General features: G+C 67.9%; 9 protein-coding genes and 4 pseudogenes. 5 read left to right on the top strand and 8 right to left on the bottom strand.

The features are described from left to right. Positions 1-47 precede the first annotated feature (47 nt). Both OGH68_RS25525 and OGH68_RS25530 read right to left on the bottom strand, forming a co-directional pair. Positions 48-386, bottom strand: coding sequence for a hypothetical protein (locus tag OGH68_RS25525; protein WP_264247300.1), 339 nt, complete (start codon positions 384-386; stop codon positions 48-50). Between the two features lie 245 nt (positions 387-631). Beyond that, positions 632-1,816, bottom strand: coding sequence for a helix-turn-helix domain-containing protein (locus tag OGH68_RS25530; protein ID WP_264247301.1), 1,185 nt, complete (start codon positions 1,814-1,816; stop codon positions 632-634). A 1,146-nt stretch (positions 1,817-2,962) separates the two neighbouring features. Between OGH68_RS25530 and OGH68_RS25535 the strand changes: the two genes are divergently transcribed. Beyond that, a complete protein-coding gene (locus OGH68_RS25535; protein ID WP_264247302.1) occupies positions 2,963-3,202 on the top strand; it encodes a hypothetical protein in 240 nt (79 codons plus the stop codon). Positions 3,203-3,304: 102 nt separating this feature from the next. On the opposite strand, the pseudogene OGH68_RS25540 reads toward OGH68_RS25535, so the two are convergent. After that, positions 3,305-3,721: pseudogene (locus OGH68_RS25540) on the bottom strand (tyrosine-type recombinase/integrase); the annotation flags it as partial. Between the two features lie 162 nt (positions 3,722-3,883). On the opposite strand from OGH68_RS25540, the gene OGH68_RS25545 reads away from it, so the two are divergent. Next, a complete protein-coding gene (locus OGH68_RS25545) occupies positions 3,884-4,336 on the top strand; it encodes a hypothetical protein (RefSeq protein ID WP_264247304.1) in 453 nt (150 codons plus the stop codon). Between the two features lie 14 nt (positions 4,337-4,350). Here OGH68_RS25545 and OGH68_RS25550 read toward each other — a convergent pair whose 3' ends face one another. Continuing rightward, the gene (locus OGH68_RS25550; RefSeq protein ID WP_413471126.1) at positions 4,351-5,406 is read right to left on the bottom strand and encodes a protein kinase family protein; all 1,056 of its coding nucleotides are present in this window, start codon (positions 5,404-5,406) and stop codon (positions 4,351-4,353) included. A gap of 312 nt (positions 5,407-5,718) precedes the next feature. Here OGH68_RS25550 and OGH68_RS25555 point away from each other — a divergent pair, with 312 nt between their 5' ends. Next, the gene (locus OGH68_RS25555; protein ID WP_264247307.1) at positions 5,719-6,390 is read left to right on the top strand and encodes a transposase family protein; all 672 of its coding nucleotides are present in this window, start codon (positions 5,719-5,721) and stop codon (positions 6,388-6,390) included. Positions 6,391-6,458: 68 nt separating this feature from the next. On the opposite strand, the pseudogene xerC reads toward OGH68_RS25555, so the two are convergent. From xerC to OGH68_RS25570, 3 genes and pseudogenes are all read right to left on the bottom strand, one after another. After that, positions 6,459-7,388, bottom strand: a pseudogene (gene xerC / locus OGH68_RS25560) (tyrosine recombinase XerC); the annotation flags it as partial. After that, complete coding sequence (locus OGH68_RS25565) at positions 7,388-7,660, bottom strand: helix-turn-helix domain-containing protein (RefSeq protein WP_319020241.1); 273 nt, start codon at positions 7,658-7,660, stop codon at positions 7,388-7,390. The gene OGH68_RS25565 and the pseudogene xerC, both read right to left, overlap by 1 nt. Next, positions 7,609-8,929, bottom strand: a pseudogene (locus tag OGH68_RS25570) (replication initiator); the annotation flags it as partial. The gene OGH68_RS25565 and the pseudogene OGH68_RS25570, both read right to left, overlap by 52 nt. Before the next feature lie 44 nt (positions 8,930-8,973). Between OGH68_RS25570 and OGH68_RS36495 the strand changes: the two are divergent. Then, positions 8,974-9,531, top strand: a pseudogene (locus tag OGH68_RS36495) (ATP-binding protein); the annotation flags it as partial. Here the strand turns inward: OGH68_RS36495 and OGH68_RS25575 are convergent. Beyond that, positions 9,434-10,111 carry a helix-turn-helix domain-containing protein gene (locus OGH68_RS25575; protein WP_264247310.1) on the bottom strand — a complete coding sequence of 226 codons (678 nt, stop codon included), beginning with the start codon at positions 10,109-10,111 and terminating at the stop codon, positions 9,434-9,436. The pseudogene OGH68_RS36495 and the gene OGH68_RS25575 sit on opposite strands and share 98 nt — an antisense overlap. A 276-nt stretch (positions 10,112-10,387) precedes the next feature. On the opposite strand from OGH68_RS25575, the gene OGH68_RS25580 reads away from it, so the two are divergent. Continuing rightward, positions 10,388-11,833: an NCS2 family permease gene (locus OGH68_RS25580; protein ID WP_264247312.1), complete on the top strand. Its 1,446-nt coding sequence runs from the start codon at positions 10,388-10,390 to the stop codon at positions 11,831-11,833. Positions 11,834-12,256: the final 423 nt, after the last annotated feature.

Consider the following 12,256-nt stretch of genomic DNA (forward strand, 5'->3'; position numbering starts at 1 on the left):
GGAGTCCCCGAGGACACAGCCTCAGAGACTCCCCGTGTTTGGCCCGGCTACGCCATGCTGTCGCCGTCGCCCTGACCGCCGATAACGTCAACGTCCTCGCCAGCGGGTACGTGAACTCGGGCACCCCGACTGACGGCGATGCGGTGCACGCTGGTCAATGCCTCGGTGAGCTGAACCGCCAGCAGATGCAGTTCTCCCGGTGTCCAGGAGCGCCCTTCAAGGACCTCCTGCGCCTCTTCGATGAGGTCGTCGGCCAGGCCGAGTTGCGTGGCCTCGATGTTGTCGGCGAGGCGTGACAGGAATCCGGTCCCATCCCCGGCGAGGTAGCACGGCTTGCCCTCCCCACCCGTCCATGGCAGCAGCCGCAGGTCATCGGCCAGGCTCATACGGCCGCCCCCGTTCCGCGTGCGATGTTGCGACGGAGGCCCCTGGTGAGCCAGGTCAAAGGCAATAGTGGCTCGAAGGTGTGGGCGATACAGTGCGGCATGTCGACGCTCCTACAAGGCGTTGGCCACGCCCCCGGACCGTCCACAACGGTCGCGGGGGTCTTCTGACCCTTGCATCGTGGCGACAGCCGAAGGCCGGAACTATCAGACATCGCTGATAGCACCGGCCATTGATTGACGCTATGTCACATTCCGAGCCACGAGCCGTAGCTGTTGAAGCTGTCCGGCATCCTGCGTCTCGCTGATTCCAGCCCGGCATACGTCTCGCGCGCCGTGGGGTGATACCGCGTCTGCTGAGGCGCGAGCTTGCGTGCTGCCAACAGGCTCTTGAACGCCGAGTCGGTCCGGCCGGTCCACATCTGCGCCCGGGCCACCTCAACCTGGTGATGCGCGACCCGGGACGGCGGCCACCCATCTGGGATTGCGGTGTCCTCGGCAGCCTGCACGGCTTCGGGGTACAGGTCGAGTTCCGCCAGCACGCTCACTCGGTGCACGCTGACATTGGTCGGTCCGAACGACAGCCAGTGGACCTTCTCCGCCGGTCCGGTCCGCTCGGCAATGCGCTGCGCCTCGCCGAGATGTGCCTCGGCCGCCTCCCGGTTCTTCTCCCGGCCCGCAAGCACAGCCGCACCCAAGTGCATCTGCCCGGTGACGACATCGAGGACGCGCCCGGCCTCGGCCTGCTCCAGCGCGGCCATTCCCAAAGTGACCAGCCGCTTGCCCGTGCGGTAATCGCTCGCCCGCAGATACGCCAGCGCCCGCAGGTACTGACGCATGCCACCCAGCACCGGGTCTGAGGCGCGCTGCGCGGCCCAGTCCATCCGATCCAGTGCCACCGCGCACAGGTCGGGGAACCCGAGCTTCGTCGTCACGTCGTACGCCGTGCGGTATGTATTGGCGAGCAAGCGCCAGTGTCGGTCAGTCAGGGCCGTGTGCGCCATCGTGGTGGCCTCGTGGATCAGGCCAGGGAGGTCTGCGGCGACCTGCTTGATGTTCGTCGCGCGGACCAGCGCGCACAGTGTCTCGGCGTGTTCCTCCAGTTCCTGCACAGGGCGCGGATTCACGTCCGGGTCGGGGCCGAGATCGTAGATGTTCAGAGCCTCGCGGATCGGGTTGATCAGCCCGTCCAATTGATCCTGGCGCAGCTCCGTCAGGTAGGGCTGCCCGGTCAGCTCGGTCACCGGGACTGAGAGAGCGCGGGCCAACGCGCCGATCACGGAAGGGCTCGCGGGCAAGGCGCCCTGCTCCACCTTGGTCAGCGTGCTGTACGAGACATGGGAGAGATCGGCCAGCTCACGTTGCGTCAATCGGCGAACTTTGCGCGTGTGCGCGATGCGTGCGCCCGTGTGCTCGGCAGTGTGCGGGGGCATACTGGTCTCCGTTCTGCTTCGACACCAGAACGGTACCCCTGGCCAGTTACGGGGGAACGGCGATTGGCCCCCACCATCGGGCGGGGGTCATCGCGCAGCCGACCACCACCTGACCTTGCACCGTCGAGCAGGGGCACCAGGCCACCACGCCAGCGTGCAACCCCAGCCAACGGCCACGGCGTACCGCCGAAGCAGGATGCGTCCAAACTTTCTATACGTCTTCAAGGCGACCCGCTGGCGCGGGTCGCGCGCGGCACGGCCGCCCACCCGGCCCGCTCTCGGCTCCGCCACCGCGGGCCGGCCAGCGACCAGGCCGCGCAAAGACAGCGCAGCGGATGACCAGAAGCGCGAAGAAGCCCGGGCGTTCCAGCACGGCGAGGGCCAGGCCGACGGCGAGGCAGCGGCAGGGCCTTGGCCGGTGCGCAGCTCGCGGGCGGGGGCGGCCGGCTCCGTGGGCTTTACCCACCTGTTCGGGCCGGGGCCCGCGTCGGGCAAGGCCAGGGGGCCACTCGTTCAAATTCCGGGCAGGATCAAAGCCTGCCCGAGTTGCCGGCCAGCGTACGGCCCCCTGACCATGCCCGACCCCAACCCGAACAGGACACCGGCCAAAGCCCACTCCACCGCCCTCACGCACGTAGCCGTCTGACGGCAACGCCGACGGCAACAGCGGCGCACAACACGACACTTCCACGCACACCCACGGACTGGCCGAATTCCGCTGACCTGCGAAAACGCAGATGACAGCACCTCAGCACGCACACGTACTATGTGCTGGCAGGGGCCACGCCGGTCCTTGTTCACAACAGCAACTGTTCTCCATTCGCCGACGGAGATATCTGGGACGGTTCATTCGACGTTGGAGGGCAGACGGTTGAGGCCATGGCGACCGTCAGAGCGGCCGGAGACACCGTGCATCTGGACGGATTGATGGTCTTCCCGAAGGGGACTCAGGGGCTGAGTCGCGCCCCGATTGGGCCAGATGCAATCCGGCAGATGAAGAGCTCCATCGCCGAGCAGGCGAGATCCCAGGGGTATAGCACCGTCGTACTGAACTATGAGCGGCATATCCCGAAACCGGACGGCAGCATCTACAAGCGCCCAGGGTCGATGACCTTGGACGTCGCAAAGATTCTAGGAGATTAGAGAATGGATCGGTCTCGACTGGACGGGTTGGCATTGAGTATCACGGGCCGAGGTCAAGTGGAGCGGGAGCCGGTATTCCGGGAACTGCGGGAACTGGGCCTGTCGCCGATCGAAGCAATCTACGTAGCTTCTCGTGTGCTTGGCCTGTCTTTGCCCGAGGCGAAGACCGCGATCTATGCGAGCACCGCCTGGCGTGATCAGCAAGAGGATTGGCAGCGGCTTCAGTCTGGCCTTGAGGAGTGAAGACGCTCGCCAATCTAAAATCGCGGTAGCAAATCTGAAGCCCCGCCAGGCCTCTCCTGGCGGGGCTTCAGCGTGCTCTGACGGCAGTAGTTGACGGCAACGTCAGCGGACGGGGACTGCGCAGCGCGGTGGGTCGTCGCCGTCGTCGGGCTGGCCGGCGGCCTCGGCGGGGTTCCGGAGGGCGTGGCCGAGGAGGTCGATGGCGTCTCGCTGGAGGCGGAGTCGGACGTGGGCGTAGACGGTGGCGGTGACGCCGATGTGGGCGTGGCCGAGGAGTTTCTTGATCACGACGAGTTCGACGCCCTGTTCCAGGAGCAGGGTGGCGGTGGAGTGCCTGAGGTCGTGGAAGCGGATGCGGCGGAGGTTGGCCTTGGGAAGGAGCGTGCTGAAGGTGCGGGTGAGGTTGGTCGGGTCGATCGGTCTGTCCTGCGGAGTGGTGAATACGTGTCCGCTGAGCTGCCATTCGGCGCCTGCACTGTTGCGTTCGTGCTGCTGCTGTTCACGATGGTGCTTCAGTGAGCCTCCGCCAACTTGAAGTCGCAGGTCAGCGGTCTGGTGTGACCGGCTCTCGAAGTGCTCACGCTGGTCGTGCGCGGCTGTCTGCGGAGTAGATCATCTGACGGAGCCGGACGTTTCGCTGGTTCTGCTCGCTGGGGTCAGGCGGCCATTTACGATCCATGCATGGATCCCGAGCTACTGGAACGGATCACCGCGCGACGCGCGGAACTGGACCAGCTCGAAGAACGGCTGGCCAAGCAGCTGACGGAGGTACGGGCCGAGCGAGACGAACTCGCTGTCGCCGAACGGGTCCTTGAGCGGGTGAGCGAACAGATCGCTCATGAGCGCGTCTCGGCCTCGCCGGTGCCCACGCAAGTGGGCGGGCGGGCGGTCATGCTGATCCCGCACCGCACCTCCGATGTGGAGGAGAGCCTGCTCCCGCCGGACTACCAGCGCATTCTCGCCGCCGTGCGGCAGGCCGCGGGACCGGTCATGGCTCGGCAGGTCGGCGAGCTGCTGGGAGTGGACGTCAGCGTCCGGGCCAAGCTGGAACCGCTGCGCGGGAAGCTGGTCAGACTCGTCGACCGCGGCTGGCTGCGGAAACTACCCGACGGCCGGTTCGCCCCCCGTCTGTGACCGGGTGCAGGTGATCACGTACTTCGCTCCATCCGACAGATCGTTGCCAGCGGATGGGGAGCTGCTCGGCTCTCTTGCTGAAACTCGCGATAGAAGTTGCCCATCACCGCGGCGACCGGTGCGTAACGGACAAGGAGCGACGCGATCGACGAGGGAACCCCCTGCGGGGGCATCCCTTGGGCGCACGTATTCACAAACGTCTTGCGTTCTTCCGGTGTGTACCCGTAGAGAGCGACGGCCAGCCAGTTCACCAGGTGGGTGACGGCGTAGCACTGGTCGTAGGTGCGGTGCTGGTCGAAGAAGTCGGCCTCGTCCTGTGTGCGGTCGAAGCGTGAGGAGACCGCGAGGCCGTAGTCGGTGAAGAAGAGCCGGTGGCCGTCGGTGAGGATGTTCTCAAAGTGGGCGTCGAAGTGCAGAAGCCCGCGGTCGTTCATGAACGCGATTCCGGCTTTCAGCTCGTCATCGACCATGGCGCAGGCCCGCTCGGCCGCCTCGTCGCCGGCCCCGATCTGGACGCCCAGCCAGTCGTGCAGGTTCTGCGGGATGTACTCCAGGAACAGCACGAGGCTTGCCGTGGACTGCTGGAGAGCTTCGATCCGTCGGCGTACCGCTGGTCCGTCTCCCCAGTATGCGACCGCTCGGTCCACATCGGCCAGTTCCTCGGGAAGCGGCTGGCCAGAGTCTGGTATCACCCGCCAGTGGTACATCAAGGGAAAGCCCTCGTGGTCTCCGGCGATCACCCAGTTCGTCGTCATGGTGTGCGCGGCCAGCTCCCGCCAGGCCCCGAACCCCGGGGCGCCGATGGTACCGATGCCGTAGTGACAGAAGGCCGGGAGGCCGAACAGATTCGCGGTGGAGTGAACATGCTCCGGCCGTCGCTCCAGAGCGGTCAGCCGTACCTGCTTGACGAAGACCTGGATTCCCTCGACCTCCAGCAGGACCGTCTTCCCGCCGATGCCCGACCCCAGCGGTGCGCCGGCGTCCACGAACTCGCGCAGACTGCGGTCATTGCGCAGCGCCAACGATGTGGAAACGGCGCCGTGTGCGGCCAGACGAGCACCGCGCGACATATCAGGGCCCTTCACTCACGCTTCCAATCGTGCCCCGCTCTTGTTCAACGGCTTCAGCAGACACCGGGACGCGGCCAAAGGCCACTCTCCCACGTCGGGGCCGGCGAGACGTGGCGTAACTGAGGGCCCTCCGGATGCCGTTGAGGCTGTGTGACGAAAACCGAAGAGCCTGCCGACAAATCCTGCGCACTCACTTACCAGTGCCGTTTACCGCTGTCCACGCGCACCGTCAGTTACCTCGCCGGGCTACTGCGACGACATCTGAAGGTGATCCGGTCCAGGTGGCGGATCCTGCCGCTCGGAAGGATCGCGGTGATCGTCTTGGCCGTGCTGCGGCACGACCAGCGCTTGGCCGACATGGCCGGCGGCAACAACGTGTCCGAGTCCACCGTCCGCCGCTGGCGCGACGAACTGATCACCCTGCTCGCCGCGCAGGCCCCACGACTGGACCGCGCCCTGAAGAAGGTCGTCAAATGGGGCGGGGAGGTTGTCCTGATCGACGGCACCCTCATCCGCACCCAGCGTCGCACCGGCAAGGCAGACCGGCGGAACTACTCCGGCAAACACCGTAACCACGGCCTGCACTTCCTCGCCCTGACCGACGAGGGAGGCCGCCTGATCTGGATATCCGCCGCCCGCCCCGGCCGCACTCACGACATCGCCGCCGCCCGCCACGACCACGTCGTGGCCCACCTGCGAGCCGTCGGCCTCGGTGCCCTCGCGGACCTCGGATTCCGCGGACTGGACAACGACGTGCTCGACCCTGTGATCGTCACCGGCTTCATGGCCAGCCGCACCCACAAGCTCACTCCCGGCCAGAAGGACGCCAATCAGGTCCTCGCCACGGGACGCACACCGGTCGAACACGGATTCGCTCACCTCAAGAACTGGCGGGTGCTCACCAAACTCCGTACCGATCCTGCCCGTGCCACCCACCTCCTGAGGGCGCTGCTCGTGTTGACGAACCTCGAAGTCAACCGCTGACAGACGATCTACGCCGCGGACTGCCGCCCACGACCAGCGGGAGTATGCCGAGGACCAGTCACACCAGACCGCTGACCTGCGACTTCAAGTTGGCGGAGGCTCAGTGAGTGCAGGCAGCGAGCGGGGAGAGCAATGCGGCGTTCCGAGGCCCGGGTCTTGGTGGGCAATGTGGTGAGTCCACCCGAGCTGGTGCGCTGCAGAGTTCGGCGGATAGCAGCGGTACCGGCGTTGAGGTCGAGGTCTTCTCAGCGGAGGCCGAGGAGTTCGCCCTTGCGGAGTCCGGTGTGGAGGGCGAGTTCGAACAGGGTGTGCAGCCGGTGTCCGCGCGCGGCGGTGAGGAGCTGGCGGGCTTCGTCGGCGGTGAGGGGTTCGAAGCGTCGGGGTCGGGGTGTGCCGATGCGGACGTTGCGGGCGACGTTGCGCGGGATCTCCTCCTCGCGCACCGCGTGTTCGAGGGCGGACTTGAGTACGGAGTGAATGTAGGTCAGCGTTAGCGGGGAGAGTCGCTTGGAGCAGCACGACCCGAGGGCGCAGCAACGGGGCTCATCACGGCCAGTATCGATGCCGCGTGCGCAGCACTGGCAGGTGGTGCGGAGCTGGTTGAGCCACGTACGGACGTCCTTGGCGGTGAGCTTGGTGAGCTTCTTCTTGCCGAGACCGGGGATGAGGTAGCGGTCGACGCAGGCGGTGTACCGGGTGTGGGTGGTCTCGCGGAGGTGGTGGACGGCGACGGTCTCCAGCCAGTACGTCAGGTACGCGGCCAGGCTGCCCTGCGCGGACGGGATGGGGACGCCGCGGTTGCTGGCGGCGATTTTCTCGGTCAGTTTGGCGAGCGCTTCCTTGCGGGTGGTGCCGTAGACGCGGACGCGCTTGCGGATGTTGCCAGGGGCGAGGACGTATCCGGCGGCCTCCCAACGGCTGTCCTTGCGCTGGTAGACGGTTCCGTCGCCATTGGCGCGGCTGCGGCGGGAGGTGGGGGTGTCGCGGGGCGTGGTCATCAGGCGGCTTCCTGTTCGAGGCGGGTGCGGATGAAGTCGGTGAGTGCATGGGTGGGGATGCGGCGGGCGCGGCCGAGGGTGATCGAGGAGAGTTGGCCTGAGCGGAGGAGGTCGTAGACGGCGGAGCGGCCGAGCTGGAGTCGGGCCATGACCTGGGGCACCGTCAGCAACTCCAGCGCCGGGCCCGCAGGGTGGAGGACGGTGGGCGGGGGTGAGGTCATCAGAAGCCCCCTTCGGCCGCGAACTGCCGTTCCAGTTCCTTGCGGTGCCATACGGAGGCGGCGAGGAGACTCGCGCCGGGGCTGTAGCCCGAGCCGAGGTAGTCCCAGTGGCCGGCGACGAGAGTCGTGTCCGCATCGGAATCGGGGAGGCCGGCGTGGGCGTGGGCCTGTTCGGTGCACCAGGCGCGGCGCGTCGCGCAGCGCGCCGAGCGTGACGGAGTAGGAGCGGGATTTGGTGGAGAAGTGGCCGCGGAAGCCGAGCATGTGCGCCCATTTCCAGAGCTTGAGGTCGGCGAACTCCGGCAGGCGGCCGAGCTCCCAGCAGGTGCGGATCATCTGCCGGACGTGCCGGGCGACGGCGAGCCGGGGCAGTGACCGGGCCTGTCCGGTGCCGTCGCAGGCGGTGCAGGGGAGCGGGGTTCCGTGGGGCAGGAGAGTGGCGCCGCGTCCCTGGCAGGGGCGGCAGTACAGGGCGCGGTCGAGGGTGCCGGAGGCGTCGGCGGATTTGGTGGCGTACTTGGCCACGTAGGCGGCCACGGTCTGGTCGGTGAATTCGCTGTCGGTGCCGAAGGCCGTGATCTCGGATACGTCGAGCTGCTGGCCCCAGGTGAGTTCGCGTTCCCCGATCGCGTCCGAGGTGACCGTGACGCGGACCCGTTCGGCGGCGGCGCGTACGGCGTCGGTGAGCTTGGCGACGGTGGCGTACGGCGGCGGGGGCTGGCTGGTGCCGTCGGGGCCGTCGAGTCGGATGACGGCGTGGAAGTGGACCAGGCCGCGCTTCTGGTACTCGGCGACTTTGGCGAAGGAGATCCGCAGGACCGCGTGGGCGGCCCTCTGGGTCATTCCGAGCCCGGCGGCGAGTTCCCGGCGCAGGTAGGTGGTGAAGCGGGCCCACAAGGCTGAGGCGTGGGCGTTGAACAGGACCGCACCCGCGTAGTCGTACGTCTTCGGGTTCAGCGGCGTCCCGAGCAGGGCGTCCGTGGGGTCGTGGAGCTTGCGGCAGCGGCAGGGGCGGATGTCGCCGCCGGGGGTGGTGGGGCGGTTGTGGACGGGGCCGAAGGACGGCGGGGTGAGGGTGACGAAGACGCGGGGGTGGGTGCGGACGGTGTCGGGGACGGTCTTGCCGCCGGACAGGCCGGCGCGGACGAGGTGGTAGGTGTCGGCTGCGTAGAGACGGGCGCAGGCCGGGCAGCGGGAGGCGCGGCGGTTGCCGCACGCGGTGAGCAGGCTGCCCGTCGGCTCGTCGGAGGAGGTGTAGGAGCGCAGTACCTCGCCGGTGGTGGTGTCGATGGTGGCGGCGCGGCCGTAACGTCGCCCGGGCGTGGGCCGAACTTCGCGCGGTCCTCGCGCACTGGGGGCTCGGCAGCATCGAGGACGAGGCGTCGCTCGTGCTGTCCGAATTACTGACCAACGCCGTCCGGCACGCGATGGCCGCCGGTCGGGAGATCGAGACTCGGTACCTCCAGATGGTCGACGGTCTCCGCATCGAGGTCCATGACGCCTCCGAGGTCCGCCCGTTGATGGCGCTTCCGACGGAAGGCGCGACCGGTGGCTGGGGTCTGCCCCAGGTCGATGTGCTAGCCGCGAAGTGGGGTGTCTGCGGCCGTGAGGGGGCCGGGAAGTCGTCTGGCGGAGCTCTCGCGCACGTAGCGTCGGTCGGAGGTCGCGACGACGGGGCCTCACGGTTCCGGTCGGCGCGGCGCGCGACGGCGACGCCCGGTGGCGGCCGGGCCGTCGCGCGGGGCGGTCACGGAGACGGCCGGCCGCTCCGACAACGTTTCCTCTGGGTTCGGCGAACCGCCTGTCGGGCGAGCGGCGGGTGTGTCAGTTCGCCGGCAGCCGGTCCCAGAAGGTGTCGACGATGCCGTCGAGATAACGTCGCCCGTCCTCGCCGGAGGCCGTGGTGCCACCGGCCCGGCTGAGCGTGGCGGCCATGAGGGTCTCGTACTCCGTCTGCATGGACCGCAGTGTGTCCTTCAGGTCGCGGCGGTCCATGGACACGAGCTTGGCGATGGCCTTGATGTGGGCCTGCCAGCGAGTGGAGACGGCTTCGGTGAGGAGGCGGGCGAGTTCCTCCTCGAGGCCGGTGACGGCGATGAAGTCCCGTGGCGGCAGCTTGAGCACGTCGCCGAGTGCGGCGGACTGCCGTCCGTCGCCGGCCCATCGGCCGGTTTCTTCCATGTGGCGGTAGGCGTCGAGGGGGAGACCGGTCGCGCGGGCGACCTCCTCGACGGGGAGTCCGCGGGCGATGCGGTGCTCGCGCAAGGTGCGGGGGCGTCCCATGAGTTCGGCGGGCGCGCACCACAGCGCACCGGCCAGGGCTGTGAGTTCCTCGGCGGCGGGCAGGGCCGTGCCGCGTTCCCAGGCGGCTATGTGGTCGGGGGTGATGTGGGTCATTCCGTAGGAGGCGCGCATGCCGTAGGCGACGTGGCCGTGGGCCATCCCGAGTTTCTCGCGCAGGGTCCGGGCGGCGCGCGCGTTGAAGGGGAGCATTGGATGCACGGGCTGAGAGTAGGTGGTTACTCCGGGCTACTCCATGATCACCGTCGCCTGCATCCCCTTTTGAGAGATAGGTCGCGGAGGATTTCGTAGGAAGCGACAAAGCCAGCCCCTACTGGTAAATCACCGTTCAAAACGCGTCAGTTGTGCTTTGTGTCACGCCACGTATGATCCGCTCGCAAGGCGCCGCATGTGCGTTCGCACAACTGCCTTTACCCGGGCTTCCGGCGGCACCTCGTGCATTCCCCTCTTACCGTTGCAGGCCCAGGAGACGCAGTCATGAAGACCAGCGCGACAAGCCCGGCCGGTGCGCCGCCCACCAGAGCCGGCGGCCCGTTCGACCGGTTCTTCCGGATCAGTGAACGTGGCTCGACATACGGTCGTGAGATACGCGGCGGATTCGCCACGTTCTTCACCATGGCGTACATTCTCGTGCTCAACCCGATCATCCTGAGCAGCGCCAAGGACAAGTTCGGCGACCAGCTCGACGCCGGCCAACTGGCCACCGCCACCGCCCTGGTGGCCGCCGTCATGACCCTCATCATGGGCGTGGGCGGCAATCTGCCGCTCGCCCTGGCCGCGGGCCTCGGCATCAACGCCGTCGTGGCCTTCCAGGTCGCCCCGCTGATGAGCTGGGACGACGCGATGGGCCTCATCGTGCTCGAAGGTCTGCTCATCTGCGTCCTGGTGCTGACCGGTCTGCGTGAGGCCGTCATGCACGCCATCCCGCAGCCGCTCAAACAGGCCATCAGCGTCGGCATCGGCCTGTTCATCGCCTTCATCGGCTTCGTGGACGCCGGATTCGTCACCCGTATCCCGGACGCGGCGAACACCACCGTGCCCGTGCAGCTCGGCACCGGTGCCCTCACCGGGTGGCCCATGCTCGTCTTCTGCCTCGGCGTGCTGCTGACCATCGTGCTGCTCGCGCGCAAGGTCAAGGGCGCCATCCTCATCAGCATCGTCCTGATGACCGTCGTCGCCATCGTCGTCAACGCCGTCGCCGACGTGAAGTCCTGGGGCCTGACCTCGCCGTCCCTGCCCGACAACCCCTTCGCCGCGCCCGACTTCGGGCTGCTGGGCAACTTCGATCTGCTCGGCTCGTTCGGTCAGGTCAGCGTGCTGACGGTGGTCCTGCTCGTCTTCACCCTGATCCTGTCCGACTTCTTCGACACCATGGGCACCGTCGTCGGCGTCACGGCCGAGGCCGGACTCCTCGACGAGCGCGGGCAGGTGCCGGACCTGGGCCGTGTGCTGCTCATCGACGGTGCGGCCGCCGTCGCCGGTGGTGCCGCGTCCTCCTCGTCCGCCACCACGTACATCGAGTCCGCCGCCGGTGTCGGCGAAGGCGCCCGTACCGGTTTCGCCAACCTCGTCACCGGTGGTCTGTTCGCGCTGGCGCTCTTCCTCGCCCCGGTCCTCACCATCGTGCCCCTCCAGGCCGCGGCCCCCGCGCTCGTCGCCGTCGGGTTCCTGATGATGACCCAGGTCAAGCACATCGACTGGGACCGCTACGAAGTCGCCGTCCCCGCCTTCCTGACCATCGTCGTCATGCCGTTCACGTACTCCATCACCAACGGCATCGGCGCCGGCTTCATCGCCTACGTGGTCATCAAGGCGTGCCTCGGCAAGGCCCGCGAGGTGCACTGGCTGCTCTGGGGCACCGCGGCGCTCTTCCTGGTCTACTTCGCCATCGACCCGCTGGAGCAGCTGCTCGGCATGAAGTGACCGGACGACGGCACTTGCCCTGGTGGCTTGGCACGTTGCGGCGATCTGCCGGTCGGGCACAGCGAGTACGTGCTCGAACGGCTCTGACGCCGGCGAACGGCCGGGCGAGCGGGGAGCGGCTCGAGCCGCTCCCCGCCGCGCCGGTCGAGGCGTCAACGCGCCGCCGGCACAGCACCGAAGGACGGCCACGCCATCGTGCAGGCCCTCTCCGAAGGGTGCATCGCCACACTGCTGGTCCTTGCCGGGCGCGCGGGATCGAGGTGGACCGGGCACGGCTCGGTGATGTCCCGGCGGATGGGGAAGTCCGGGGGCGCGACTGCAAGAAACGGCAGCGGAGCCGGGGCGAAGCATCCCGCTGACGTCGGTCGGGGCGCGGGCGGAACTCCGGTACGGCGCGGCACGTACTCTTGCGGCGTGACGAAG

Origin of the sequence: Streptomyces peucetius (assembly GCF_025854275.1) — a bacterium.
Taxonomy (GTDB): domain Bacteria; phylum Actinomycetota; class Actinomycetes; order Streptomycetales; family Streptomycetaceae; genus Streptomyces; species Streptomyces peucetius_A.

What these genes read in the sequence shown, in the direction of transcription:
- OGH68_RS25525 (WP_264247300.1), bottom strand. Translation starts at nt 386, where the DNA reads ATGAGCCTGGCCGATGACCTGCGGCTGCTGCCATGGACGGGTGGGGAG.
- OGH68_RS25550 (WP_413471126.1), bottom strand. Translation starts at nt 5,406, where the DNA reads ATGTCGCGCGGTGCTCGTCTGGCCGCACACGGCGCCGTTTCCACATCG.
- OGH68_RS25535 (WP_264247302.1), top strand. Translation starts at nt 2,963, where the DNA reads ATGGATCGGTCTCGACTGGACGGGTTGGCATTGAGTATCACGGGCCGA.
- OGH68_RS25565 (WP_319020241.1), bottom strand. Translation starts at nt 7,660, where the DNA reads ATGGCACCGCAAGGAACTGGAACGGCAGTTCGCGGCCGAAGGGGGCTT.
- OGH68_RS25545 (WP_264247304.1), top strand. Translation starts at nt 3,884, where the DNA reads ATGGATCCCGAGCTACTGGAACGGATCACCGCGCGACGCGCGGAACTG.
- OGH68_RS25580 (WP_264247312.1), top strand. Translation starts at nt 10,388, where the DNA reads ATGAAGACCAGCGCGACAAGCCCGGCCGGTGCGCCGCCCACCAGAGCC.
- OGH68_RS25530 (WP_264247301.1), bottom strand. Translation starts at nt 1,816, where the DNA reads ATGCCCCCGCACACTGCCGAGCACACGGGCGCACGCATCGCGCACACG.